Origin of the sequence: Streptomyces sp. NBC_00259, assembly GCF_036181745.1 — a bacterium.
Taxonomy (GTDB): domain Bacteria; phylum Actinomycetota; class Actinomycetes; order Streptomycetales; family Streptomycetaceae; genus Streptomyces; species Streptomyces pratisoli.
In genome coordinates, this window is sequence record NZ_CP108080.1 from 4,891,035 (window position 1) to 4,916,401 (window position 25,367).

At 71.6% G+C, this 25,367-nt stretch carries 25 protein-coding genes; 14 read left to right on the forward strand and 11 right to left on the reverse strand.

Translation table 11 applies throughout. The features are described from left to right. Window positions 1-125: 125 nt before the first annotated feature. Complete coding sequence (locus tag OG766_RS22255) at window positions 126-1,046, forward strand: DeoR/GlpR family DNA-binding transcription regulator (protein WP_266382048.1); 921 nt, start codon at window positions 126-128, stop codon at window positions 1,044-1,046. A 71-nt stretch (window positions 1,047-1,117) separates the two neighbouring features. On the opposite strand, the gene OG766_RS22260 is transcribed toward OG766_RS22255, so the two are convergent. Both OG766_RS22260 and OG766_RS22265 read right to left on the reverse strand, forming a co-directional pair. Next, window positions 1,118-1,663 (reverse strand): TetR/AcrR family transcriptional regulator, encoded by a 546-nt coding sequence (locus OG766_RS22260; RefSeq protein ID WP_443045613.1) that lies wholly within the window; start codon window positions 1,661-1,663, stop codon window positions 1,118-1,120. A gap of 133 nt (window positions 1,664-1,796) precedes the next feature. Beyond that, complete coding sequence (locus tag OG766_RS22265) at window positions 1,797-3,551, reverse strand: acetyl/propionyl/methylcrotonyl-CoA carboxylase subunit alpha (RefSeq protein WP_266382054.1); 1,755 nt, start codon at window positions 3,549-3,551, stop codon at window positions 1,797-1,799. Between the two features lie 462 nt (window positions 3,552-4,013). Between OG766_RS22265 and OG766_RS22270 the strand changes: the two genes are divergently transcribed. After that, window positions 4,014-4,484, forward strand: coding sequence for a hypothetical protein (locus tag OG766_RS22270; RefSeq protein ID WP_266382057.1), 471 nt, complete (start codon window positions 4,014-4,016; stop codon window positions 4,482-4,484). Window positions 4,485-4,526: 42 nt separating this feature from the next. On the opposite strand, the gene OG766_RS22275 is transcribed toward OG766_RS22270, so the two are convergent. From OG766_RS22275 to OG766_RS22290, 4 genes are all read right to left on the reverse strand, one after another. After that, window positions 4,527-5,141, reverse strand: coding sequence for a nucleoside triphosphate pyrophosphatase (locus OG766_RS22275; RefSeq protein WP_328726039.1), 615 nt, complete (start codon window positions 5,139-5,141; stop codon window positions 4,527-4,529). Between the two features lie 184 nt (window positions 5,142-5,325). Then, window positions 5,326-5,454 carry a morphogenic membrane protein MmpB gene (gene mmpB / locus OG766_RS22280; protein WP_266382063.1) on the reverse strand — a complete coding sequence of 43 codons (129 nt, stop codon included), beginning with the start codon at window positions 5,452-5,454 and terminating at the stop codon, window positions 5,326-5,328. A 74-nt stretch (window positions 5,455-5,528) separates the two neighbouring features. Further along, entirely contained in the window at window positions 5,529-5,735 is a 207-nt protein-coding gene (locus OG766_RS22285; RefSeq protein WP_266382066.1) for an acyl-CoA carboxylase epsilon subunit, read from the reverse strand. A gap of 25 nt (window positions 5,736-5,760) precedes the next feature. After that, on the reverse strand, window positions 5,761-7,362 hold the full coding sequence (locus OG766_RS22290) for an acyl-CoA carboxylase subunit beta (RefSeq protein WP_266382069.1): 1,602 nt from the start codon (window positions 7,360-7,362) through the stop codon (window positions 5,761-5,763). Between the two features lie 198 nt (window positions 7,363-7,560). Here OG766_RS22290 and OG766_RS22295 point away from each other — a divergent pair, with 198 nt between their 5' ends. From OG766_RS22295 to hutH, 5 genes are all read left to right on the forward strand, one after another. Beyond that, window positions 7,561-8,424, forward strand: a complete 864-nt coding sequence (locus OG766_RS22295) for a biotin--[acetyl-CoA-carboxylase] ligase (RefSeq protein ID WP_328726040.1) — start codon at window positions 7,561-7,563, stop codon at window positions 8,422-8,424. A 148-nt stretch (window positions 8,425-8,572) separates the two neighbouring features. Next, window positions 8,573-9,772, forward strand: coding sequence for an adenylate/guanylate cyclase domain-containing protein (locus OG766_RS22300; RefSeq protein ID WP_328726041.1), 1,200 nt, complete (start codon window positions 8,573-8,575; stop codon window positions 9,770-9,772). Window positions 9,773-9,812: 40 nt separating this feature from the next. Further along, window positions 9,813-10,607 carry an enoyl-CoA hydratase/isomerase family protein gene (locus OG766_RS22305; protein WP_266382078.1) on the forward strand — a complete coding sequence of 265 codons (795 nt, stop codon included), beginning with the start codon at window positions 9,813-9,815 and terminating at the stop codon, window positions 10,605-10,607. A 30-nt stretch (window positions 10,608-10,637) separates the two neighbouring features. After that, window positions 10,638-11,771 carry a GGDEF domain-containing protein gene (locus tag OG766_RS22310; protein WP_266382081.1) on the forward strand — a complete coding sequence of 378 codons (1,134 nt, stop codon included), beginning with the start codon at window positions 10,638-10,640 and terminating at the stop codon, window positions 11,769-11,771. Between the two features lie 75 nt (window positions 11,772-11,846). After that, window positions 11,847-13,388 (forward strand): histidine ammonia-lyase, encoded by a 1,542-nt coding sequence (gene hutH, locus OG766_RS22315; protein ID WP_328727517.1) that lies wholly within the window; start codon window positions 11,847-11,849, stop codon window positions 13,386-13,388. A 115-nt stretch (window positions 13,389-13,503) separates the two neighbouring features. On the opposite strand, the gene OG766_RS22320 is transcribed toward hutH, so the two are convergent. Next, window positions 13,504-13,914 carry a hypothetical protein gene (locus OG766_RS22320; RefSeq protein WP_266382083.1) on the reverse strand — a complete coding sequence of 137 codons (411 nt, stop codon included), beginning with the start codon at window positions 13,912-13,914 and terminating at the stop codon, window positions 13,504-13,506. A gap of 119 nt (window positions 13,915-14,033) precedes the next feature. Here OG766_RS22320 and OG766_RS22325 point away from each other — a divergent pair, with 119 nt between their 5' ends. Continuing rightward, window positions 14,034-14,399, forward strand: a complete 366-nt coding sequence (locus tag OG766_RS22325; protein WP_266382086.1) for a hypothetical protein — start codon at window positions 14,034-14,036, stop codon at window positions 14,397-14,399. Window positions 14,400-14,715: 316 nt separating this feature from the next. Then, window positions 14,716-15,981, forward strand: coding sequence for a L,D-transpeptidase (locus OG766_RS22330; protein ID WP_266382089.1), 1,266 nt, complete (start codon window positions 14,716-14,718; stop codon window positions 15,979-15,981). 144 nt (window positions 15,982-16,125) lie between these two features. On the opposite strand, the gene OG766_RS22335 is transcribed toward OG766_RS22330, so the two are convergent. Then, the gene (locus tag OG766_RS22335; RefSeq protein WP_328726042.1) at window positions 16,126-16,989 is read right to left on the reverse strand and encodes a helix-turn-helix transcriptional regulator; all 864 of its coding nucleotides are present in this window, start codon (window positions 16,987-16,989) and stop codon (window positions 16,126-16,128) included. Between the two features lie 127 nt (window positions 16,990-17,116). On the opposite strand from OG766_RS22335, the gene OG766_RS22340 reads away from it, so the two are divergent. Together OG766_RS22340 and OG766_RS22345 are read left to right on the forward strand one after the other, a co-directional pair. Then, entirely contained in the window at window positions 17,117-18,169 is a 1,053-nt protein-coding gene (locus OG766_RS22340; protein ID WP_328726043.1) for an NAD(P)-dependent alcohol dehydrogenase, read from the forward strand. Between the two features lie 74 nt (window positions 18,170-18,243). Next, window positions 18,244-18,609: a DUF1330 domain-containing protein gene (locus tag OG766_RS22345; RefSeq protein WP_328726044.1), complete on the forward strand. Its 366-nt coding sequence runs from the start codon at window positions 18,244-18,246 to the stop codon at window positions 18,607-18,609. A 105-nt stretch (window positions 18,610-18,714) separates the two neighbouring features. Here OG766_RS22345 and OG766_RS22350 read toward each other — a convergent pair whose 3' ends face one another. Both OG766_RS22350 and OG766_RS22355 read right to left on the reverse strand, forming a co-directional pair. Continuing rightward, window positions 18,715-20,466 carry an ABC-F family ATP-binding cassette domain-containing protein gene (locus OG766_RS22350; RefSeq protein WP_328726045.1) on the reverse strand — a complete coding sequence of 584 codons (1,752 nt, stop codon included), beginning with the start codon at window positions 20,464-20,466 and terminating at the stop codon, window positions 18,715-18,717. Window positions 20,467-20,638: 172 nt separating this feature from the next. Further along, window positions 20,639-22,027 (reverse strand): DUF418 domain-containing protein, encoded by a 1,389-nt coding sequence (locus tag OG766_RS22355; RefSeq protein ID WP_328726046.1) that lies wholly within the window; start codon window positions 22,025-22,027, stop codon window positions 20,639-20,641. A 192-nt stretch (window positions 22,028-22,219) separates the two neighbouring features. Here OG766_RS22355 and OG766_RS22360 point away from each other — a divergent pair, with 192 nt between their 5' ends. The 3 genes from OG766_RS22360 (at window position 22,220) to OG766_RS22370 (ending at window position 24,754) form a co-directional block, all read left to right on the forward strand. After that, the gene (locus tag OG766_RS22360) at window positions 22,220-22,885 is read left to right on the forward strand and encodes a response regulator (RefSeq protein ID WP_266382104.1); all 666 of its coding nucleotides are present in this window, start codon (window positions 22,220-22,222) and stop codon (window positions 22,883-22,885) included. 200 nt (window positions 22,886-23,085) lie between these two features. Further along, the gene (locus OG766_RS22365; RefSeq protein ID WP_328726047.1) at window positions 23,086-24,174 is read left to right on the forward strand and encodes a sensor histidine kinase; all 1,089 of its coding nucleotides are present in this window, start codon (window positions 23,086-23,088) and stop codon (window positions 24,172-24,174) included. Window positions 24,175-24,439: 265 nt separating this feature from the next. Further along, window positions 24,440-24,754, forward strand: coding sequence for a carboxymuconolactone decarboxylase family protein (locus OG766_RS22370; RefSeq protein WP_266382110.1), 315 nt, complete (start codon window positions 24,440-24,442; stop codon window positions 24,752-24,754). Between the two features lie 79 nt (window positions 24,755-24,833). Here the strand turns inward: OG766_RS22370 and OG766_RS22375 are convergent, their stop codons facing one another. Next, window positions 24,834-25,331: an ArsI/CadI family heavy metal resistance metalloenzyme gene (locus OG766_RS22375; RefSeq protein ID WP_266382112.1), complete on the reverse strand. Its 498-nt coding sequence runs from the start codon at window positions 25,329-25,331 to the stop codon at window positions 24,834-24,836. Between the last annotated feature and the right edge of the window lie 36 nt (window positions 25,332-25,367).

The window sequence follows — 25,367 nt, forward strand, 5'->3', positions numbered from 1 at the left end:
ACCCCGGCAAGCCGGGACGATCGGGCAGGGCGCCTATACCACTTCAGGGGTCCCTGTGTGCGCAACTTCCCCAATTCGGCGCAAAGTGCTGAAACCCCTAGACCGCTGGGGTTACTGTCAGTTTCGTGTTCGCTGCAGAACGTCGTCAATTGATCCTCGAAATGGTGCGTGCCAACGGTGCCGTGTCGCTCCGTGAGCTCGCCCGCGTCGTCCAGACCTCCGAAGTGACCGTACGGCGGGACGTGCGGGCGCTGGAGGCAGAAGGACTCCTCGACCGCCGGCACGGCGGTGCGGTGTTGCCGGGTGGATTCACGCGAGAGTCCGGCTTCCCGCAGAAATCCCATCTCGCGACCGCGGAGAAGACGGCCATCGCCGACGCCGCCGCGGCCCTGGTCGAAGAGGGCGAGGCCATCGTGGTCGGCGCCGGTACGACCACGCAGGAGCTGGCGCGCCGGCTCGCGCGGATTCCGGGGCTGACCGTGGTCACCAACTCCCTGCTGGTCGCCCAGGCGCTGGCGCACGCCAACCGGGTCGAGGTCGTCATGACCGGCGGCACGCTGCGTGGCTCGAACTACGCGCTGGTCGGCAGCGGGGCCGAGCAGTCGCTGCAGGGGCTGCGGGTCTCCCGTGCGTTCCTCTCCGGCAGCGGGCTGACCGCGGAGCGCGGGCTGTCCACGTCCAACATGCTGTCCGCGAGCGTCGACCGGGCGCTGGTGCAGGCGGCGGCCGAGGTCGTGGTCCTGGCGGACCACACGAAGCTGGGCACGGACACGATGTTCCAGACGGTGCCGACGGACGTGATCACGCGCCTGGTGACGGACGAGCCCCCGCCGCACGACGACCGCGCGGTGACGGAGCTGCAGGCGCTCGCGGACCAGGGCGTGCAGGTCGCGGTGGCGGGCGGCACGGTCGACACCCCCCGCGCCCGCCGCGAGGTCCCCCTCCCGGGCCAGCGCCGCACGCACCCCACGCCGACCCTCCGCCCGGCCACGTCCCTCTCCACGGACGCCCCGGACCGCCGCGTGGCCGACCTCCGCCGCCGCTGACCCTTCCGTCCGACGGGGACGCCCCTGCGGGGTGTCCCTCGCGGGGGCTCCGTGAGCCCGTACCGCCCGGGTTACGGCTTCAGGCCCCGCAGGGTCAGGGTCAGCAGGCGGTCGGCGAGTTCCGGGTCCGTGGGGGCCTGCTCCGCGGCCAGCGCGATGGCGTTGGTCAGCTGCATCAGGTCGGCGACGGAGACGTCGGTGCGGACCGTGCCCGCCTGCTGCGCGCGGGCGAGGAGACGGGCGCCCGCCTCGCGCAGGGGGACACTGCACTGGGAGAGGGCCGAACTCGCGTCGTGCGAGGCGGACATGAGCGCGCGTGCGACGCCGCGATACTCACCCGCATGAGTGACGACGGCACGCAGCCACTCCACGAGCGCCGCGCACGGCTGCTCCGCCGAGGCCAGCTCCCTCGACCGGGAGAGCAGTGACTCCAGCGCGTCCTGGAAGACCGCGTTCATCAGCGCGTGCCGGTTCGGGAAGTGCCGGTACAGCGTCCCGATGCCCACGCCCGCCCGCCGTGCGATGTCCTCCAGCGACGCGTCCGTTCCGTGCTCGGCGAACGCCGCGCGCGCCTCGACGAGCAGCCGCTCGTAGTTGCGGCGCGCGTCGGCCCGCATCGGCCGTGCCGCGCCGCCCGGTACCGGATCAGCTGCCGTACTCGTCGTCATGGCACCCAGAATGCCATCGCCGCGCAACGCCGACGGGGCCCGCCGGACGACTCCGGCGGGCCCCGTACGCGTCAGGCTGACGTCAGTCCTTGATCTCGCAGATCACCGCGCCGGACGTGAGCGAGGCGCCCACCTCGGCGTTCAGCCCCTTGACCGTGCCGGAGCGGTGCGCGTTCAGCGGCTGCTCCATCTTCATGGCCTCCAGGACGACGACGAGGTCGCCCTCCTTGACCTCCTGGCCCTCCTCGACGGCGACCTTGACGATGGTGCCCTGCATCGGGGAGGCCAGCGTGTCGCCGGAGGCGGCGGGCCCGGACTTCTTCGCCGCGCGGCGCTTCGGCTTGGCACCGCCGGCCGCTGCCGTACGCGCCAGGGTCATGCCCAGCGACGAGGGGAGCGAGACCTCCAGGCGCTTGCCGCCGACCTCGACCACGACCGTCTCGCGGCCCGGCTCGTCCTCCACCTCGGCGTCGGCCGGAGCGGCGAACGCCGGGATCTCGTTGACGAACTCGGTCTCGATCCAGCGGGTGTGGACGCGGAACGGGTCGCTGGTGAACGCCGGGTCGGCGACCACCGCACGGTGGAACGGGATGGCCGTGGCCATGCCCTCCACCTGGAACTCCGCCAGCGCCCGCGCCGCACGCTGCAGCGCCTGCTCGCGCGTCGCGCCGGTGACGATCAGCTTCGCCAGCAGCGAGTCCCACGCGGGACCGATGACGCTGCCGGACTCCACGCCCGCGTCCAGGCGGACACCGGGACCGGTGGGCGGGACGAAGGACGTCACGGTGCCGGGCGCGGGCAGGAAGTTACGGCCCGGGTCCTCGCCGTTGATACGGAACTCGAAGGAGTGACCCCGCAGCGGCGGGTCGTCGTAACCGAGCTTCTCGCCGTCGGCGATGCGGAACATCTCCCGCACCAGGTCGAGGCCGGTGACCTCTTCGGTGACCGGGTGCTCGACCTGCAGCCGGGTGTTGACCTCCAGGAAGGAGATCGTGCCGTCCACGCCGACCAGGAACTCCACGGTGCCCGCGCCGACGTAGCGGGCCTCCTTGAGGATGGCCTTGGAGGCGCGGTACAGCTCGGCGTTCTGCGCCTCGGTGAGGAACGGCGCGGGGGCCTCCTCCACCAGCTTCTGGTGCCGGCGCTGCAGCGAGCAGTCACGGGTCGACACGACCACGACGTTGCCGTGCTGGTCGGCCAGGCACTGGGTCTCCACGTGCCGGGGCTTGTCCAGGTACCGCTCGACGAAGCACTCGCCGCGACCGAACGCGGCGACGGCCTCGCGCACCGCCGAATCGTAGAGCTCCGGGACCTCCTCCAGCGTGCGGGCGACCTTCAGGCCGCGCCCGCCGCCGCCGAAGGCGGCCTTGATGGCGATCGGCAGCCCGTTCTCCTTGGCGAAGGCGACGACCTCGTCGGCGCCCGAGACCGGGTCGGGGGTGCCGGCGACCAGCGGGGCACCGGCGCGCTGGGCGATGTGACGGGCGGCCACCTTGTCGCCCAGGTCGCGGATCGCGGCCGGCGGGGGGCCGATCCAGGTCAGCCCGGCGTCGATGACGGCCTGGGCGAAGTCGGCGTTCTCGGAGAGGAAGCCGTAACCGGGGTGGATGGCGTCCGCGCCGGAGTCGGCCGCGGCCTGGAGGACCTTGGCCATGTCCAGATAGCTGGCTGCCGGGGTGTCACCGCCCAGGGCGAACGCTTCGTCGGCCGCGCGGACGTGCAGAGCGTCACGGTCCGGGTCGGCGTAGACGGCTACGCTCGCGATCCCGGCGTCCCGGCATGCACGGGCAACGCGGACAGCGATCTCGCCTCGGTTGGCGATGAGCACCTTGCGCACGATGGCTCCCTCCTTGCTGTTATTCCGGGGGATCCCACCCCCGGTGTGCGGCTACGCCGCGGGCCGGTCCCCGGTCCGGGCGCGCCGGGACCGGAGCACTCGGCAGGTCACCGCGCCGAAGACTTCGCTGAAACACGCTGAGTTTAGGGACTACCGACACGGCCTTTCGACCCGTTCCCAGTCGTGAGCTTGCCCACACGGAGGGTGATCCGAGGCGTATCCGTATCGCGAAAGCCCTTGTCGCACCACGGTACGCCGGGTTCCTCCTGAGCAGCGTAGCCGTCCGATGTGGTCAAGGTCTCTGCCCGGGCGGCCAGCGGCGCCACGCGTTTCTTTGTGGAGTCCCTACGAATGGCCGAATGATTCTTTGCCTGTGCCCGGACCCTTGTCCACGGGTTTACCCGTTAGTAGCGTTCGCGGTGTCGTTCGTACTGCTGGTAACAGAGGCTGTGAACCAAAGGGGTGGGCGCCGTGGTGCGCAGACCGGTGGCCGTGGTGGCCGCGATCGTGCTCTATCTGGAAGCCGTGGGCATCGTGGTGATCAACGGCGTTCTCGCCACCTTCGTGGGCAAGCAGAACATGTCCCTGGACGGCCTCGACCCCGAAGCCATGGCCATGGGCACGTGGGTGATGGGCGGGGTGTTCGGCGTCTTCCTCGCCGCCTGCGGCACGGTCCTTCTCGTGGCGGGCATCCGTGACCGTGCGCCCGGCCGCTTCGGCCGCATCCTGCTGGTCAGCTGCGCGGTCGTGCACGGTGTCCTGGGTGCGCTGACCGTGGGTCTGGTCGGCTGGCACGCGTTCGCGTTCCTGATGGTGGTGCTGGGACTGGTCGTGCTGTCGCTCGTCGCGTACGGCACGCCGGGCGCGGAGAAGAGTGCGGAGAAGAGCGAGGACGGCGGCCCCGTGGTCAGCGACGGCGCCGCCACCGCCTGAGGACTCTCCCGGGGCGCGGCGCCCGCCGGCGTACGGCCCGCGTCAGACCCAGAGGTCCGTGATCCCGATCCCCAGCTCGCCCAGCAGCCGCCGGAGCAGCGGCAGCGACAGCCCGATGACATTGCCGTGGCTGCCCTCGATGGCGTCCACGAACGGCGCCGAGCGGCCGTCCAGCGTGAACGCGCCCGCCACGTGCAGCGGTTCGCCGCTGGCGACGTACGCGGCGATCTCGGCGTCCGTCGGCTCGCCGAAGCGGACCGTGGTGGAGGCGGTCGCGGAGACGCGGCGGCCGGAAGCGGTGTCGATGACGCAGTGGCCGGTCTGCAGGATGCCGGCGCGGCCGCGTATGGACTTCCAGCGGGTGGTGGCCTCCTCCGCGTCGGCGGGCTTGCCGAAGGCCTCACCGTCGAGTTCGAGGACGGAGTCGCAGCCGATGACGAGGGCGCCGGCGGCGTCGGGCCGCCCGGCCACCGCGGCGGCCTTCGTCTCGGCGAGGACCAGCGCGAGCGCGCCCGGATCGGGTGCGGTCAGCGCGTCCTCGTCGACACCGCTGACGATCACCTCCGGCGCGAGCCCGGCGTCCCGGAGCAGATTGAGTCGGGCGGGCGAGGCGGAGGCAAGCACGACACGACGGCGCTGATCACTCATGCGGGCCATCGTAGGCGCCGTGTGCGACCGCGTGGGCGCGGACCAGGGATACGCGACGACCGCCCCGGGCCGCGGTCCTGGTGCGGGCGGCCGGCGTGGGCACGGGGCCACGTGGGCGCCGGGTGCCGGCCTCGCTGTACGGCAGCCGGGCTCCGGCCTCGCGGTACGGCACGTCGCAGGCGGCCCGGCGCGGTCAGTGCAGGCCCACCACGAACATCGCGACGATCATGGCGAGGGCCAGCAGGATTCCCGCGCGGCGCAGCATCGCCTGCATGTCGCGCATGTCCTGTGGGGGTTCGTTCTCCGGGTCGGACCACAGCATGCTTCCGATCGTGCTGGCGGGACGGCCCGGGCGCCTGAGTACGCGTACTCAGGCGCCCGGTGCCGATGGACCAGTCAGCCCGGCCAGAACGTGCGCGTCCAGGCCCGGGGGCCCGGTCGCAGGGCCCGGGCCCGCGCGATCCGTGCGGGATCCGACCACTCCTCGGGCGGTTGCGGCGCGCCCGAGGAGGCCGAGGCCGTCGCCGCGGCGCGCGCCTGGACCACCGCCAGGGCGGCGGCCAGCTCCTCCGGGGTCGGGTTTCCCCGTACGACCTTGATCATCGCGGCTCCTCGCGGTCTCGGGGATCTACAGGGGGATGTTGCCGTGCTTCTTCGGGGGAAGGTTTTCCCGCTTCGTCCGCAGCTGACGCAGGCCCTTGACCACCTGCGCGCGGGTCTCGGACGGCATGATCACGGCGTCGATGTAGCCGCGCTCGGCCGCGGTGTAGGGGTTGAGGAGGGCGTCCTCGTAGTCCGCGATCAGTTCGGCGCGGACCGTCTCCTGGGCCTCCGCGTCCCCGGCGGCCGCGATCGTGCGGCGGTGCAGGATGTTCACCGCGCCCTGCGCGCCCATCACCGCGATCTGCGCCGTCGGCCACGCGAGGTTCAGGTCCGCGCCCAGGTGCTTGGAGCCCATGACGTCGTACGCGCCGCCGAACGCCTTGCGCGTGATGACGGTGATCAGAGGGACGGTCGCCTCTGCGTAGGCGTAGATCAGCTTGGCGCCGCGGCGGATGATGCCGCCGTACTCCTGGTCCACACCCGGCAGGAAGCCGGGCACGTCCACGAACGTCAGCACCGGGATGTTGAACGCGTCGCAGGTGCGCACGAACCGCGCGGCCTTCTCGCTGGCGTCGATGTCGAGACAGCCCGCGAACTGCATGGGCTGGTTGGCGACGATACCGACCGGGAAGCCCTCGACCCGGCCGAAGCCGGTGACGATGTTCGGCGCGAACATCGCCTGGGTCTCCAGGAATTCACCGTCGTCCAGCACATGCTCGATGATCGTGTGCATGTCGTACGGCTGGTTGGCGCTGTCCGGCATCAGCGTGTCCAGCTCCTGGTCCTCGGCGGTGAGGTCCAGCGAGGTGTCCTCCGGGAAGGCCGGCGGCTCGGACAGGTTGTTCGACGGAAGGTACGACAGCAGCGACTTGACGTACTCGATCGCGTCCTTCTCGTCGCCGGCCATGTGGTGCGCGACACCGGACGTGGTGTTGTGCGTACGGGCGCCGCCCAGTTCCTCGAAGCCCACGTCCTCGCCGGTGACCGTCTTGATGACGTCGGGTCCGGTGATGAACATGTGCGACGTCTGGTCCACCATGACCGTGAAGTCGGTGATCGCGGGGGAGTAGACGGCCCCGCCCGCGCACGGGCCGACGACCAGCGAGATCTGCGGGATCACGCCGGAGGCATGGGTGTTCCGGCGGAAGATCTCGCCGTACATGCCCAGGGCGCTGACGCCCTCCTGGATCCGCGCGCCGCCGGAGTCGTTGATCCCGATGACCGGACAGCCGGTCTTCAGCGCGAAGTCCATCACCTTGATGATCTTCTGGCCGAACACCTCGCCCAACGCCCCGCCGAAGACCGTGAAGTCCTGCGAGAACACGGCCACCGGCCGGCCGTCCACCGTGCCGTAGCCGGTGACGACACCGTCACCGTACGGTCGGGTCTTCTCCAGGCCGAAGTTGGTCGAACGGTGTCGTGCGAGCTCGTCCAGCTCGACGAACGACCCCTCGTCGAGGAGGAGTTCGATCCGTTCACGGGCCGTCAGCTTGCCCTTGGCGTGCTGCTTCTCGACCGCGCGCTCGGAGCCCGCGTGCGTCGCCTCGTGGACACGGCGCTGGAAATCCGCGATTTTGCCAGCGGTGGTGTGGATGTCGATCTCGTGGTGCTCTGCCGGCTCGGACATCGGGATGCGGCTCCCTGCCTGGTCACGGGGGTGTTGGCTACGGTGAAGAGAGGTCTGGCTACTGACTCGTAGCGTATCGGCGCGGATACGGTTCGGCAGTGCGGCGTTGGCCACACCCCGGGGTGCTTGCGCACGTGACCCGACACGGTCCTCCGCGTGGTTCGCGCCGCGGGGACCGAAGGGTTCAAGCTGTGCGGCATGACGCCTCACGACGCCTTCCACGGCCGCTGGTCCGATCTCGACCGTCCGCCGCTGAACGCCACCGCGCTGCGCCGCGCCCTGATCCGCCCCGGCGGTCTGTGGACCTCGCTCGACATCGTCGAGGCGACCGGCTCCACCAATTCCGATCTCGCCGCCCGCGCCGGTGAGCTCGCCGAGGGGGCCGTGCTCGTCGCCGAGGAGCAGACCGCGGGGCGCGGCCGCCTCGACCGCAGCTGGACGGCGCCCGCGCGCTCCGGGCTCTTCCTGTCCGTCCTGCTCAAGCCGGACGTGCCCGTGGACCGCTGGGGCTGGCTGCCGCTGCTCACCGGAGTCGCCGCCGCGACCGGACTGGCCAGGGCGGCCGGCGCCGACTTCACCCTCAAGTGGCCGAACGACCTGCTGGTGAAGGTCGGCGGCGAGGAGCGCAAGACCGGCGGCATCCTCGCCGAGCGGGTCGGCACGGACGGCGTCGTCATCGGCATCGGCATCAACGTCACCCTCCGCGAGGACGAGCTCCCGGTGCCCCAGGCGGGCTCCCTCGTCCTCGCCGACGCCATCTCCACCGACCGCGACCCGCTGCTGCGGGCCCTGCTGCGTTCGCTGGAGAACTGGTACGGGACCTGGCGCGCGGCCAACGGCGACGCGCACGCCTCACGGCTCCAGGAGACGTACGCGGCGGGCTGCTCCACCCTGGGCCTCACCGTGCGTGCCGAGCTGCCGGGCGACCGGACGCTGGTCGGCGAGGCGGTCGCGATCGACAGCGACGGACGACTGGTGGTGACCACTCCGGACGGCAAGGATCACCCCATCGGCGCCGGTGACATCGTCCACCTGCGGCCGGGCGGCCAGGACACCCCCTGACGGGGCGGGCCGCCGGGACGTGAGCCAGGGCACACCTGCCGTATCGTTGAGGCCGCGCCGGGCATCCGCGGTCGTACGCGGACCAGCGGACCAGCACGGCACGACAGATCGGCAGGGCAGTGCGCACGGAACGGGCAGGAGGCGGCCGGTGACCGTCGACGACACGACCTCCGGCGCGGGCGCTTCCGGCGACGGCCCCTCGGGCGGCGGCGCCTCCGGCTCCGGCAGGAAGCAGACGTCGGACGTCCACCCGACGCCGCACCACGAGGTCGACCACACCGTCGAGCCGACCAAGGACCCGCTCGCCATCCGTCTGGAGCAGCTGATCCTCGGCGCCGACCGGCGCTACACGCCGTTCCAGGCCGCCAGGACCGCCGGGGTCTCCATGGACCTGGCCTCCCGCTTCTGGCGGGCCATGGGCTTCGCCGACATCGGCCAGGCCAAGGCGCTCACCGAGGCCGATGTGCTCGCGCTGCGCCGGCTCGCCGGTCTGGTGGAGGCAGGGCTGCTGAGCGAGCCGATGGCGGTGCAGGTGGCGCGGTCGACCGGGCAGACCACGGCGCGGCTCGCGGAATGGCAGATCGACTCCTTCCTGGAGGGTCTGACCGAGCCGCCCGAGCCGGGGATGACCCGTACCGAGGTCACCTATCCGCTGGTCGAGCTGCTGCTCCCGGAGCTGGAGGAGTTCCTCGTCTATGTGTGGCGGCGCCAGCTGGCCGCCGCCACCGGCCGGGTCGTGCAGGCCGCGGACGACGAGGAGATGGTGGACCGGCGGCTCGCGGTCGGTTTCGCGGACCTCGTCGGATTCACCCGGCTCACCCGCCGTCTGGAGGAGGAGGAGCTCGGCGAGCTGGTCGAGGCCTTCGAGACGACCTGCGCCGACCTGGTCGCCGCGCACGGCGGCCGGTTGATCAAGACCCTCGGGGACGAGGTGCTGTACGCGGCGGACGACGCCGGTACGGCCGCGGAGATCGCGCTGCGGCTGATCGAGACGCTGACGAACGACGACTCCATGCCGGCGCTGCGGGTCGGTATCGCGTTCGGGACGGTCACGACCCGGATGGGCGACGTGTTCGGTACGACGGTGAACCTGGCGAGCCGGCTGACGTCGATAGCGCCGAAGGACGCGGTCCTGGTGGACGGGGCGTTCGCGGAGGAGCTGTCGCGTACGGGGGACGCACCCGTGTCGGAGGCGGAGGCCGCGGAGGCGGCGGCCGCAGCCGAGAAGGAGGGCGAGGAGCCGGTGGCCGCCTCGAAGTACCGTTTCGCGCTGCAGCCCATGTGGCAGCGGCCGGTGCGTGGACTGGGTGTGGTCGAGCCCTGGCTGTTGACGAGGCGCCCCACCTAGGATCCCCCTGGTAACGACCGTTAACCAGGAGGGTGCACCCATGTCCGAGCAGCGCTTCGGGGAGTTCGTCGTCGTCCGTCGGCACGAGGGCGGGCACGTCGCCGAGCTGGTGCTCGACCGGCCCAAGGCGATGAACGCCGTCTCCACGGACATGGCCCGGTCGATCGGCACGGCCTGCGAGGCGCTCGCGGGTGACCGTACGGTCCGGGTGACCGTCCTGGCCTCCTCGAACGAACGGGCCTTCTGCGTCGGCGCCGACCTCAAGGAGCGGAACTCCTTCACGGACGCGGAGCTGGTGCGGCAGCGGCCGACCGCCCGCGCGGCGTACACCGGGGTGCTGGAGCTGCCCATGCCGACGGTCGCCGCGGTGCACGGGTTCGCGCTGGGTGGCGGGTTCGAGCTGGCGCTCGCCTGCGATGTGATCGTGGCCGACGCGACCGCGGTCGTCGGGCTGCCCGAGGTGTCGGTGGGCGTGATCCCGGGCGGCGGCGGTACGCAGCTGCTGCCGCGACGGGTGGGCGCGGCCCGGGCGGCGGAGCTGGTCTTCACCGCGCGGCGGGTGGAGGCGGGCGAGGCGCGGGAGTTGGGCCTGGTGGACGAGCTGGCCGAGGACGCCCGTACCGCCGCTCTCGCGCTGGCGGCGCGGATGGCCGCGAACTCCCCGGTCGGGCTGCGGGCCGCGAAGCGGGCCCTGCGGCTCGGTCAGGGGCTGGACCTGCGGGCGGGTCTGGAGGTCGAGGACGCGGCATGGCGGTCGGTGGCGTTCTCCGGTGACCGGGCCGAAGGTGTGGCGGCCTTCAACGAGAAGCGGAAGCCGGAGTGGCCCGGCGAGTGAAACCCGTACAAAACTCCCTAAGCTGGGGTAATGGGTGAGGATGTACGGCTGCGAGCCGTGGTGGCGCTCGCACAGTCGATGGCCGCCTCGCACACTCCGCGGGAGTCGTGGCGGGCGGCGGCGGTGGGCGCGTGCGACGCGCTGGCCGGGAGTTTCGGCGCGCTCTCGGTCTGGGAGCGGGAGCGTGGCCGGCTGAAGGTGCTCGTCAACGCGGGGGAGCGTGCCGCGGACGAGGAGGAGTTCCCGGACGGCGAGACCTATCCGGTGCATCGCTTCCCGGAGATCACGGAGTTCCTCCACGAGCAGTGGGCCGGGGGCGGTGCGCCGCGTGCATGGGTCGAGACGGCGGAGGGCCCGGCGGAGGGCGAGCAGGGCTACAGCCATCAGCGGGTCGACGCGCTGCGGCAGCGGGGGCGCGGCTGCTGCGTCGTCGCGCCGATCGTGCTGCACGGGCGGGCATGGGGCGAGCTGTACGTGGCCAGGGCGGTCGGGCAGCCCGTCTTCGACCGGGACGACGCGGACTTCGCGACCGTGCTGGCGCAGGTCGTCGCGGCCGGGCTCGCCCAGCAGGAGCGGCTGGAGGAGGTCCGCAGGCTGGCGTTCACGGACCCGCTCACCGGGCTCGCGAACCGGCGGGCGGTCGACCTGCGCCTCGACGAGGCGCTCGAACAGCACCGGGCGGACGGCTCGGTGCTCTCGCTGGTGGTCTGCGATCTCAACGGCCTCAAGCGCGTCAACGACACGCTCGGCCACGCGACGGGCGACCGCCTGCTGGAGCGCTTCGGCTCCGTGCTGTCGCTGTGCGGGGCCATGCTGCCGGGCGCGCTGGCGGCGCGGCTGGGCGGCGACGAGTTCTGCCTGCTGACGGTGGGGCCCTCGGCGGACGACGTGGTGAAGGTCGCGGAGGAACTCTGCGAGCGGGCCGGTGAGTTGAAGCTGGGCGAAGGGGTGGCCTGCGGGGTCGCGTCGACGGGCGACCCGATCGGGCCGGTCCGCTCGGCCCGCCGCCTCTTCCGTCTCGCGGACGCCGCGCAGTACCGGGCGAAGGCGGCGCGCTCGCGGGGGCCGGTCGTCGCGGGCCGCGACGACACGGTGCTGTCGCTGGCGGACGCGCCTCCGGGCCCGTCCCAGGACCGCCGCCGCTTCCGCGACGCACGGCCCTGACCCTACGGGCCGGAACGGGGTCGACGGCACCCCGTGACAGAGAGGGATTCAGTCCGTAGGGTGCTGAATATGGATATGCACACTGTCGTGGTGGGGACGTCCGGGACCACCGCCGAAGACGTCATCGCCGTCGCCCGCGGCAACGCCCGCATCGAGCTCTCCGACGACGCCCTCTCCGCGCTCGCCGCCGCGCGCGGGATCGTGGAAGCGCTGGCCGCGAAGCCCGAGCCGGTGTACGGAGTGTCGACCGGGTTCGGCGCCCTGGCGACCCGGCACATCGGTCACGACCTGCGCACCCAGCTGCAGCGCAACATCGTCCGCTCGCACGCCGCCGGCATGGGCCCGCGCGTCGAGCGCGAGGTCGTCCGCGCGCTGATGTTCCTGCGGCTGAAGACCGTGGCGTCCGGGCACACCGGTGTGCGCCCCCTGGTCGCCCGGACCATGGCGGACGTGCTCAACGCCGGCATCACGCCCGTCGTGCACGAGTACGGCTCCCTCGGCTGCTCCGGCGACCTCGCGCCGCTGTCGCACTGCGCGCTGACCCTCATGGGCGAGGGGGACGCCGAAGGCCCCGACGGCACCGTCCGCCCCGCCGGCGAGCTCCTCGCCGCCCACGGCATCGAGCCCGTCGAGCTGCACGAGAAGGAGGGCCTCGCCCTCCTCAACGGCACCGACGGCATGCTCGGCATGCTGATCATGGCCCTCGCCGACCTCCGCCGGCTCTACACCTCCGCCGACATCACCGCCGCCCTCTCCCTGGAGGCCCTGCTCGGCACCGACAAGGTCCTCGCGCCCGAGCTGCACGCCATCCGCCCCCACCCGGGCCAGGCCGCCGCCGCGGCCAACATGAGCGCGGTGCTCAAGGGCTCCGAACTCGTCGGCCACTTCCAGGAGGAGGAGGCGCCCCGCGTCCAGGACGCCTACTCGGTGCGCTGCGCACCCCAGGTCGCCGGGGCCGGCCGCGACACCGTCGCGCACGCCGCTCTGGTCGCCGACCGCGAGCTGGCCGCCGCCGTGGACAACCCGGTCGTCCTGCCCGGGGGCCGTGTCGAGTCCAACGGCAACTTCCACGGCGCCCCCGTCGCGTACGTCCTCGACTTCCTCGCCATCGCCGCCGCCGACCTCGGCTCCATCGCCGAGCGCCGCACCGACCGGCTCCTCGACAAGAACCGGTCGCACGGCCTTCCGCCGTTCCTCGCCGACGACCCGGGCGTCGACTCGGGCCTGATGATCGCCCAGTACACCCAGGCCGCCCTGGTCAGCGAGATGAAGCGGCTGGCCGTCCCGGCCTCCGCCGACTCCATCCCGTCCTCCGCCATGCAGGAGGACCACGTCTCCATGGGCTGGTCGGCCGCCCGCAAGCTGCGCACCGCGGTCGACAACCTGGCCCGGATCATCGCCGTGGAGCTGTACGCGGCGACCCGGGCGATCGAGATGCGCCGCGGTCTGACCCCGGCGCCCGCGTCGAAGGCGGCCATCGTTGCCCTGCGCGCGGCGGGCGTGGAGGGCCCGGGCCCGGACCGCTTCCTCGCCCCGGACCTGGCCGCCGCCGAGGCGTTCGTCCGGGACGGACGGCTCGTCGCGGCCGTGGAGCCGGTGACCGGCCCGCTGGCCTAGGTCGCGTTCGACCAATGGCGCCGTGACGGCAGGAAGGGTCTCCCCGGTGCGGGGAGGCCCTTCCGTCCCAGGCGTTCGTCGCAGTCGTCTCAGGCGTTCGTGCCCGGCGTTCGTCTCAGGCCGGGTGGACGCCGCTCCTGCGGACCGCGAAGCTCACGAACCCGGCCCCGACGGCCAGGAACATCGTGCCGCCGATCAGATACGGCGTCGTGTCCACGCTGCCCGTATCGGCGAGCGACAGCTGCTGCGGCGTCCCGCCCTGCGCCTCCTGCGCTCCCGGGGAGTCCTCAGAGCCCTGGACGTCCGGGGACCCTTCGGAGTCCTCAGGGCCTTGGGTGTCCTGAGCTTCCCGCCTGTCCTGCACAGCCTCGGCCGGGTGGCCGGAAGCGGAACCTCCGGACTGCTTCTGGGCGGCCTGCACGGCCGCACCCTCCGCCGTCGCGTTCGCCGAGGGGACGAACCACAGCGCACAGAGCAGGGTGCCGGCTGCGGCAGCGGTCAGCAGTGGGCGTCGGGCGACGGGCACGGGAACGATCCCCCTTGTGACAGCGGCGACTTGGCCGCGGGAGGTGATGCTGCGGCGATGCTAATGAAAGCAGCGGGTCGCTGGAAAGTCGGGATGCCCGGAGGCCTAGTCTCCGTCGTATGACCACTTCTGAGACATCACGCTATGTGCGGCTACACGTCGAATTGGTGCTGGAGGTCGGCGAACCGGAAGAGCTGACCGACGCCGCCCTCGACCGGATCGACACCGACGAACTCATGCCGGACGAGGAGCGCGCGCACGCCGGGGCCGCCGTACGCGACGACCCCGCCGAGGCCCTCGCCTATCTCGTCGACCCCTTCGACCTGGTGGGCGACGTCCCGGGAGTCGACCTCGCCCAGGCGTCCTGGAGCTGTGAGCAGATCGACTACGACCCCGATGCCGAGGAGTGGGATATCGACGAGGAAGATGGGGAGACGGACGAGGACGAGAACGACGGCGAGGACGACGAGAGGGACCGCGCCTGAGGCCCGTGACGCCGGAGCCGCAACGATCGGATCCACCGGATCCACCGGATCCACCGGATCCAGCTGATCAGCCCGATGGGCCTGACCAGTTCGGTCCACCGGGCCCCGGGCGCCGCGGCCGGCGAACCGGGGCCCGCTCCCGTCCGTGTCCCACAAGGGGAAGCGCACGGGAAACGCCCAACAGAATCCTCAGCACTGCAACCGGCGGCGCCCAGCGTGCGTCGATCAGTGGTGTTGCCCACATATTTCGCCAGGACTGGAACCGGGCGGGTGGTTGTGGGTCTTCTTGTAAGAGATCGCAGGTAAATCGGTGACGATGGAGAAGCGTGTGATGACGGACAGCAAGCGGCGCGGGCGCCTGGCGGCCGCGTCCGCACTGCTCGGCGGCGTACTGGTACTCACGGGCTGCAGCAGCGCCGACGCGGACGGCTCCGCTGCCGAGAGCTCGAAGAAGTCGCAGGAGCAGGTCGACGAGGCGGCCGCCAAGGACTCCTCGGACGCCCGAATAGTCATCTCGCCCAAGAACGGCGCGACCAACGCGAGCATCAACAACGACGCCAAGGTCACCGTCAGCAACGGCAAGCTCACCGAGGTCACCATGACCACCGCCGACGGCAAGGCCGTCGAGGGCACGCTGGCCGCCGACGGCAAGAGCTGGCAGCCAGAGGGGCAGCTCGAGCGCGCGACCGTCTACAAGATCGCCGCCAGCGCGAAGGACTCCAAGGGCCGTGAGGCCCACGAGAACGCGTCGTTCACCACCGTCTCGCCCGACAACAGCTTCATCGGGAACTTCACGCCCGAGGACGGCTCCACCGTCGGCGTCGGCATGCCGGTCTCGATCAACTTCAACAAGGCGATCACCGACCGCAAGGCCGTCCAGTCCGGCATCACCGTCTCCACCAGCGGCGGTCAGGAGGTGGTCGGCCACTGGTTCAACTCGCAGCGGATCGACTTCCGTCCGGACGAGTACTGGCAGGAGGGCTCCACGGTCACGCTGAAGCTGAACCTCGACGGCGTCGAGGGCGCCGACGGCGTCTTCGGCGTCCAGCAGAAGACGGTCACCTTCACGATCGGCCGCAACCAGGTCTCCACCGTCGACGCCGCCACCAAGACCATGACGGTCACCCAGGACGGCAAGACGATCAAGACCATCCCGATCTCCGCCGGCTCCCCCGAGAACCCGACCTACAACGGCCGGATGGTGATCTCGGAGAAGTTCAAGGAGACCCGGATGAACGGCGCGACCGTCGGCTTCACCGATGACGACGGCAAGGGCGAGTACGACATCAAGGACGTCCCGCACGCCATGCGGCTGTCCACCTCCGGCACGTTCATCCACGGCAACTACTGGGGCCCGGACTCGGTCTTCGGCAGCGCCAACACCAGCCACGGCTGTGTCGGTCTGAACGACGTCAAGGGCGCGGGCGACCCGAAGCAGCCGGCCGCCTGGTTCTACGACAACTCGATCGTCGGTGACGTCGTCGTCGTGAAGAACTCCAAGGACACGACGATCAAGCCCGACAACGGCCTCAACGGCTGGAACATGAGCTGGGCCGACTGGAAGGCCGGCTCGGCGGTCTGACCGCCGCTCCCGCCATCCACGTACGACGTACCCACGTACCCACGTACCCACGTACCACGTACGAAGGCGGCGGCTCCCGGAACGCTCCGGGGGCCGCCGCCTTCGTCGTACGGCGAGTGCTCAGCGGCGCCGCTCAGCGGCCGTTCAGCGGATCGCCGGGGCGGGCACCTCGTCGACCCCCCACTTCGCCAGCAGCCCCAGCGACTCCTCCGACGCCGAGCCCGGCTCCGCGTGATAGGTCACCAGCGACACGTCGGGATCGTCGGGCAGCCTCAACGTCTCGTACAGCAACGTCAATTCGCCGACCAGCCGATGGCGCAGCCCCTTCGTGCCATGGCCCTTCTCCTGCACCGTGTGCGCCGCCCACAGCGTGCGGAACTCGTCGCTCTTGACCGACAGTTCGCCGACCAGGGCCGAGAGCTGCGGATCGTCCGGATAGCAGCCCGCGCACAGCCGCAGCATGCTCACGACCTCGAGCGCCTTGCCCTCCCAGTCGAGGTACAGATCACGCGCGCCCGGGTCGAGGAAGACCATCCGCGCCATGTTCCGCTCCTGCGGAGGCAGCGCCGCGAGGTCGCCGAGGAGGGCGCACGCCATCCTGTTCCACCCGAGGATGTCCATCCGGCGCCCGACGAAGAACGCGGGCACCCCGTCCATGGCGTCGATCAGCATCTGCAGTTGCGGCCGCAGCTTCTGGGCCGCCCGCACCGCGCGCCTCTTCTTCTTCGGGTTCGGCTTCGCGAGGTGCGTCAGATGGTCGCGCTCGGTGTCGGACAGCCGAAGGGCGCGGGCGATCGAGTCGAGCACCTCGATGGACACGTTCTGCCCATGACCCTGTTCGAGCCGGGTGTAGTACGCGACGGACACCCCGGCCAGCTGGGCCAGCTCCTCACGGCGCAGCCCCGGCACCCGGCGACGGCGGCCGAAGTCGGGCAGCCCGACGTCCTCCGGCTTCAGCCGGGCCCGGCGGGAGCGCAGGAATTCGCTGAGTTCGGCACGCTGGTCCATACGTCAAGTATTCAGGCTTCGCACGCCGACGTACGAGCCGAGCCTGATCCTGTCAGTGGTAGGCACGGCGTGCGTAGGTACGACAGAGGTCTGGGTGACCCGCGGGAAAGGCGTCAGGCTCCTGGACATGACCACACAGGCGACCACTGTCCCCGCGTACGCTGCCCCCGCCGCCGACGCCCCTCTGGAGCGGACCACCGTCCCGCGCCGGGCGGTCGGCGAGCACGACGTACTGATCGACATCAAGTACGCGGGCATCTGCCATTCCGACATCCACCAGGCCCGCGACGGCTGGGGCGAGGGCATCTTCCCGATGGTGCCCGGCCACGAGATCGCCGGCATCGTCACCGAGGTCGGCCCGGGCGTGACCAAGTTCGCCGTCGGCGACCGCGTCGGCGTCGGCTGCATGGTCGACTCCTGCCGGGAGTGCGACAACTGCAAGGCCGGGCTGCAGCAGTACTGCACGGGCGGCAGTGTCCTCACGTACAACGCCCTCGACAAGAACGGTGAGCCGACGTACGGCGGCTACTCCACGCACATCGTCGTCGACGAGGAGTTCACGCTCCGTATCCCCGACGGGCTGTCCCTGGACGTCGCCGCACCGTTGCTGTGCGCCGGCATCACGACGTACTCGCCGCTGCGGCACTGGAACGCCGGCCCGGGCAAGAAGGTCGCCGTCGTCGGCCTGGGCGGGCTCGGCCACATGGCCGTCAAGCTCGCGAGCTCCATGGGCGCCGAGGTGACCGTGCTGTCCCAGTCGCTGCGCAAGAAGGACGACGGACTGCGGCTCGGTGCCGAGAACTACTACGCGACCAGTGACGAGGCCACGTTCGAGGCCCTGGCGGGCACGTTCGACCTGATCATCAACACGGTGTCGGCGCCGCTCCCGCTGGACCGGTTCCTGGGCCTGCTGAGGACGGACGGAGCGATGGTGAACGTGGGCGCTCCCGAGGAGCCCGTGTCGCTGAACGTCTTCTCCCTGATCGGCGGCCGCAGGACCCTGGCCGGTTCGGGCATCGGCGGCATTCCGGAGACCCAGGAGATGCTCGACTTCTGCGCCGAGCACGGCCTGGGCGCCGAGATCGAACTGATCCGTGCGGACCAGATCAATGAGGCGTACGAGCGGGTGCTGCGCAGCGACGTCCGCTACCGCTTCGTGATCGACACGGCGACGATCTGAGGCCTGTAGCCGGATGAAGCCGGATGACCTGGCAGGTAATCGACGGGCGGGCCGGCCGGGGGCACGATCGAGACATGAGCGCATACGCGATCGGCAACCTGTTTCCCCCGGCCCGTCTCGACGACGAGGTCTTCACCTACATGGAGCGCATCCAGGCCACCCTCGACCCCTTCGGCGGCCGGTTCCTCGTGCACGGCGCCCCGGAGCGGGACGTGTGCGAGGGGGAGTGGCCCGGAGCGCTCGTCGTCATCGGCTTCCCTTCGATGGCCGCGGCCCGCGGCTGGTACGGGTCCCCGGCCTACCAGGAACTCGTTCCGCTGCGGACGCGGCACATGACGGGCGACATCATGCTGATCGACGGTGTCCCGGAGGGGTACGAGGCGGCCGCGACGGCGGCGAAGCTCCGGGCGGCACAGGACGGGCGGACGGCGACGCCGTAGCGGACCCCGGCCGGCGGGTCCGCCGCGGCGGCGTCGTGTGCCTGTCCCAACCGTCCGTTCGTCCCGCCGTCCGTCTGGCCCGCTGTCCGTCTGGCCCTCTGTCCGTCAGCGCGGGCGCCCCGCGCGCAGTTCCAGCCGCGGGGCCCGGAAGGTCGCGCGGAAGCGGCGGTCGTGGGTGACGACGACCACCGCGCCCGCGTACGCGACGAGTGCCGCCTCCAACTCCTCGACCAGGCCGAGCGCGACATGGTTCGTCGGCTCGTCCAGGACGAGGAGGTCGGCGGGCCGGGTCACCAGCCGGGCCAGCTCCAGCCGGCGCTGCTGGCCGGCCGAGAGCGCGGCCACCGGCACCGTCAGGTCCTCCTCGCGGAACAGCCCGAGGGCCAGCAGCTCGTCCGCGTACTCCTCGGCCGGGCCGGGGCGACCGGCCGCGTACGCCGACAGCAGTGGGCGGCGGGTCGGCGTCGGGGACAGCTCCTGCGGCAGATAGCCGATCCGCGCCCGGCGGCGTACCGTCCCCTCGTCCGGCTCCAGTTCCCCCGCGAGCACCCGCAACAGGGTCGACTTCCCCGCCCCGTTGGGCCCGGTCACCAGCAGCCGCTCGCCGACCTTCACGGCCAGCTCGTCGATGCGCAGCCGGTCACCGACCGCGACGCCCTTCAGCTCGGCGAGCACGTCACTGTCCAGCTCGGCGAGCATGCCGCCGTCCGGCTCGCTGTGTTCGCCGGCCGTCGGCTCGCTGTGCATGCCGCTGTCCGGCTGGGCGTGTTCGTCGGGCGTCGGCGGCGCGAGCAGGTCACCGTCCGCGGTCCTGGCCGCGGTCGTCAGCTCCGCCCGGAAGGAGAGGGGCTCGGGTGGCGCCGCCACCGGTTCCTGCCGCAGGCGTACCAGCCGCTGCCGCGCCGCCCTGACCTGCCCCGACAGCTTGGCCTCGTGAGAGCGGCGATGCTTGCCGAAGCCCTGGCGCGGGTCCTTGCCGGTGGCCGCGAGACGCTGCCCGGCCGCCGCCACCAGTTCCTCCGTACGCGCCAGCTCGTCCAGCCACTCCTGGTACTCCTGCTCCCAGCGGCGGCGCGTCGCCGCCCTCGCGGCCCGGTAGCCGCTCCAGCCGTCCCCGTACCGCGTCACCGTCCGCCGGTCCCGGTCGACCTCCAGGATCGTCGTCGCGATCCGCTCCAGGAACTCCCGGTCATGGGTGATCGCCACGACCGTGCCGCGGTGCGCGAGCAGATGGTCCTCCAGCCAGGCCGTGGCCTGCCGGTCCAGATGGTTCGTCGGCTCGTCCAGCAACAGCAGCTCCGGCGCCGCGGCCAGCACACACGCGAGGGCGAGCCGGGACTGCTCGCCACCGGACAGCGAGCCGATGCGCCGCTCCCGTGTGACGCGGGCGAGGCCGAGACCGTGCATCGCGGCGTCGACGCGGGCGTCCGCCTCGTATCCGCCGCGCTCCTCGTACGCGTCCAGCAGTTCGCCGTACGCGGTCAGCTCGGCCGTCGACGCGGTGGCGAGGCCCGCTTCGGCGTTCCTCATCCGCCGTTCCAGCTCGCGCAGTTCGGCGAGGGAGGCATCCACGGCGTCCTGGACGGTCGCCGCCGGATCGAGGTCGAGGACCTGTGCGAGATGGCCGGTGCCGCCGGGGAACAGGACGGTGATCTCCCCCTCGTCCGGTCGTTCGGCCCCGGCCAGCAGCCGGAGCAGCGTGGACTTTCCCGAGCCGTTGTCGCCGATGACTCCGGCCCGTTCGCCGGGGCGCACGGTCAGCGACACCTGTTCGAGGACGGAGCGGTCCCCGTATGCCTTGGAGACGTCCTTCATGGTCAGTTGGGTGGAGCGATGACTACGGGCGCGGTCGCGCATGGGCTTTCCCTGAAATGACATGCCCGGAATAGGGGCGGGGTTCTGTCGGACCGGGGAGGGATACGCCTGACATGCCGGGGACCACCCGCGACCAGGAAAGGTCGGCGGGTCAGAGGGTCACGCCGGCTCGGCGCCCGGAATCAGAGAAAGAAGTAGTACGAACCCATGCGCGTCAGTCTACGGGGCGCCCGTCAGGCTGCCGAAGCGATTTTGGTTCCGCCCGGCGGTCGGCCGACGCGGTCGGGACCGGGGTCGGGACCGGGGTCGGGACCGGGACGGGGGGCGGGAGCAGGGCCGGCGTCGGCGTCGGTGATGGTGATGGTGACGGGACCGTGGTCGTGGTCGCGACGTGCAGAAGGTGTTCCAGCGGTCCGCGTCGGAAGCAGCGCTTCCAGACGAGGGCGAACAGCATGGTCGCCGTGATGAAGGTGACCAGGACCGGAAGGGCCGCATCGGCCGGCAGTTCGTCGGCTCCCAGGATCTTGATCGCGCCGATGTGGCCGACGTACGCCGTCAGGGAGATCGAGCCGGCCGCGACGACGGGCGCGGCCGACCGCCGCAGGAACGCCGAGCGGTCCATGGCCGCGAGGCATACGGCAAGCACGAGCAGGGCCACGCCGGTGTTGCCCAGGATGGACCAGGTCGTCTGGCTGTGCGGCGCGGCCACCAGCAGCCAGTAGGGAGTGCCCTCGCTGGGGGCGCCGGCGGCGTCGGACCACCAGGCCGAGCCGGCGGAGCTGCCCGCCGTGACCGCGTTCACGGCGGACAGCGCGCCGGGAACCAGATGGAGGGCCAGCCATGACCCCCCGTATCCGAGCGCGGCCAGCGCCCCGCCGGACAGGGCGAGCCTGGTGAGCATCCCGGGGCGGGTGAGGTCGAGCTTCGCCACCGCCATGCCGGCGATGATGAACGGCAGCCAGGTCAGTACGGGGTACGCGCCCGTCACGAACAGCTCGACGAACCCGTCGCCACCCGTGACCCTGGCCAGCGGATCACGGGCGACGACGGCATCGGCCCAGCCCCCGCCTTCGCCCGCGGCGCGCAGCGCGTACAGCACCAGGGGCATGACGAGCGCGGCCGACGCGGCGATGACGGCCAGGGTCGCGGCGCGCAGACGGTACAGCGGGAGGGCGAGGACGAAGATCATCCCGTAGCAGGCGAGGATCACGTCGACATCGGTGTCCAGCCAGGTCAGGGCGTATCCCAGGGCGATCAGGACGGCGGAGCGGATCAGTACGCGGCCCATCGCCTGCCGCCCCGCGCGTCCGGTCCGCGGCTGCGGACGGCCGGTGAGAATGATCAGGGTGAAGCCTGCGAGGAGGGCGAACAGGGCCGAGGACCGGCCGTGCGCCACCTCCATCAACCAGCCCAGCGCGCCGCCCACGGAGGGGGCGGGGCTCACGTGGTCCGCGTACATGCCGAAGATCGCCAGCCCGCGGGCCAGGTCGATGCCGATCAGACGCCCTGTCGACGGCGCACGGGAGGGCGAGCCGCCCGGAGTGGCGGCCGCGGCCGTCCCGGAGCGCGCGGCTGTCGCCGTCGGCACTGCGTCGTGCGTCATACGCCCAAGGGTTGGGGAAGCCGCGAGGCGCAGCCATCCGGCAGGTGTCCGGAACCGCCCCCGCCGACCGGGGGGCATATCGTGCGAATCGGGCAGCAGCCCGAGGTTCCCGTGGCCCGGACGATTCCGGCGGTCCGGACGATTCCGAAGGTCCCGATGGTTCCGAAGGTTCCGATGGTGAGTGGAGCACGCGTGATCCGGGTAATGGTGGTCGACGACGAAGCCCTGATCCGCACGGGCTTCCAGCACATCCTCGACACGGCGGACGACATCGAGGTCGTCGCGGCGGTCCCCGGCGGACAAGCGCTCAAGACCGCGCAGGAAGTGCGCCCCGACGTCGTGCTGCTGGACATCCGGATGCCCGACGTGGACGGGCTCACCGTACTGGCCGGCCTGCGCCGGCTGCCGAACCCCCCGGTGGTGGCCATGCTCACGACGTTCGACATGGACGAGTACGTGACGACCGCCCTGCGCGCGGGCGCCGCCGGGTTCCTGCTCAAGGACACCGACCCCGAGGGGCTGCCGTACCTGGTGCGGACGCTGGCCGACGGCGGCACCGTACTGTCGTCCAAGGTCACCAGAGCGGTCGTGGACGGCTATCTGGAGGCCGGCCCCCAGGACGCCGCCGTCCACGGCGTCGCCCGGCTGACCGACCGCGAGCGCGCCGTGCTCGTCCTGATCGCCGAGGGACTGTCGAACGCCGACATCGCCGTACGCATGCATCTGGGAACCGGCACGGTCAAGGACCATGTGAGCGCCATCTTCACCAAGCTGGAGGTCGGCGGCCGTGTCCAGGCGGCTCTGCTCGCCGAACGGGCGGGCCTGCTCAGGCCGCAGCGGGACGAGGAGGGGGCATGACTCCGAGCGGTCCGAACCCGAGCGGTCCGAACCCGAGCGGTCCGAACCCGCGTGATCCGAACCCGAGCGACCCGAGCCCGGGCCGTCCGAGCTCACCGCGTCCACAGGGTCCGACCCCGAGCGGTCCGATCCTGAGGGATCCGGCCCTCGGTCGTCCGAATCCGGTCGGTCCGGTCTCTCCCCGGCTCCCCGCCCCGCTGATGGACGCCGTGCTCGTCGGAATCGCGCTGATCGACGTCTTCTTCAACGTCCACACCGCCGAGTCGCTGCGCCTTGCCTTCGCCCTGGTCGGCGCGTTCGCCCTGCTGCTGCGCCGGCGCATGCCCCTGCTCACGTTCGTGCTCACGCTGCCCTCCGTCGTCCTGTCCGACGCGATCTTCGCCGCGCTGGCCGCGCTCTACACCCTCGCCTCGCTCAGCCGCCGCCGCGTCCTGCTGGGCGCCTGCGCGCTGGCGTTCACGATCAGCGACATGACCTCGCTTCCGTCACCGAGCCTCGACCTGTCGTCCACGGCGACCCTGATCACCCTCGGCTACACCGCGGCGACCGCGGCCGCGCCCGTCTTCCTCGGTCAGCTCGTACAGACCCGGCGTGATCTGTCGCTGCGGCTCGCGGAGATCTCCGAGGCACGCGACCACGAGCGGCTCCTCACCACCCAGACCGTGCTGGCCAAGGAGCGCGCACAACTCGCCCGGGAGATGCACGACGTGGTCTCCCACCAGGTCAGCCTGATCGCGGTCCGGGCCGGAGCGCTCCAGGTCGGCACCCGGGACGCCGAGACCAGGCAAGCCGCGGCCACGATCCGGCGACTGAGCGTGCAGACGCTCGACGAACTGCGGCACATGGTCAGCGTCCTGCGCGCCTCCGGGGGCCGTCCCGCGGAACTGACCCCGCAACCGTCGCTGGCCGAACTCCAGCGGCTGGTCGACGGCAGCGGCATCGAGGCGGAACTGCACACGGACCTGCCGCCCGAGACGCTGCCCGACGGCCTGCCGCCGACGGTCCAGCGCGCCATCTACCGCACCGTCCAGGAAGCGCTGACCAACGTCCGTAAACACGCTCCCGGCGCCACCGCGACGGTCCGCATCCACCGCGAGGCCGACACCGTCCACGTCACCATCACCAACACCACCCCGACCCGCCCCGCCCTCCCCCTGCCCAGCGCCCACTACGGCCTCGTCAGCCTCCGCCAACGCGCCGAACTCCTGGGCGGCACGGTCACCTCCGGCCCAACGGCGGACGGCGGCTACGAACTCCGCCTGGAACTCCCGGCCGACAACTCGGCATGACATGGCGGAGACGGTGGTGAGGGCGGGGATCGCTCCCGTCGGTGGCTCTCGACCCGCAGCAGCGGTCCGCGGCCGACGCCGTCCGCCGGCAGGTCCGCGCCGCTGTTTCCCGTCCTGCGCCCGTCCGTCTCCCTCCCTCGGAAGGCCCTCGACAGGCGATCCACGGACAGTGGACTTACGGTCGAGCAGGAGATGCGGAGCCCTGTCTTGCTTCCTGCTTGCGCCCGCTGATCCTCGTCACGACACCAGAAGGAGACGCGTAGCCATGGCCACAGCCTCTGAAACTCCGGTACTGGACACCCTCGCCGCGATGACGGTCGACTCCGTCGAGCGGTGCGGTCTGGCCCCGGACATGTTCATGCTCACCCGCATCGCCGCCCTCGCCGCCTCCGACGCTCCGCCGATCTCCTACGTCGCCCACATCGACCCCGCGATCCAGGCCGGCCTGACCACCGAGCAACTGCAGGACGTCCTGGTCGCCATCGCCCCCATCGTGGGCACGGCCCGCGTCATGACGGCAGCCGGCAACATCGCCAAGGCACTCGGCATCGCGATCGCCGTCGCGGACGCCGAGAGCTAGGCCGAGATCTAGGCCGAGATCTAGGCCGAGGGCGAGGGCGAGGGCGAGGGCCAGGCCGAGGGTCGGGGCGGACGCGTCATCAGCGTCCGCAACGGCATCCGGTCGTGGCCTTCGCCTCTGCCGGGCCGTGCGCCAGGTCGAGGTCGGTGTTCTGCTCCTCGCTCGTGCAGCAGCTCGGCCGAGGCTCCTCTGCGCTCTTGCCGAGCGTGTCGGCGTCGGCCTTCACGACGTAGACCTCCCACGGCTCCTGGCCGGGACCGTGCACCCACACCTTGTCCTGGCGGGCGTAGCAGCAGGAGATGTCGTTCTCCTCGAACGTGGCCAGGCCGGCGTCCTTGAGCCGGGTGGTGGCCGCGTCGACCTGGTCGGTGGACTCCACCTCGACGCCGAGGTGGTCCAGGCGCGTGTCCTCGTCGGCCTCGCCCTCGATGAGGACCAGCTTGAGCGGGGGCTCGGTGACGGCGAAGTTCGCGTACCCCGGGCGGCGTTTGGCGGGCTCGACGCCGAAGAGCTTGGAGTAGAAGGCCACGGAGCCTTCGAGATCACTGACGCGCAGGGCGAGCTGAACGCGGGACATGGCGGTCTCCCTCACTTCTCGATCGACGATGCGTCG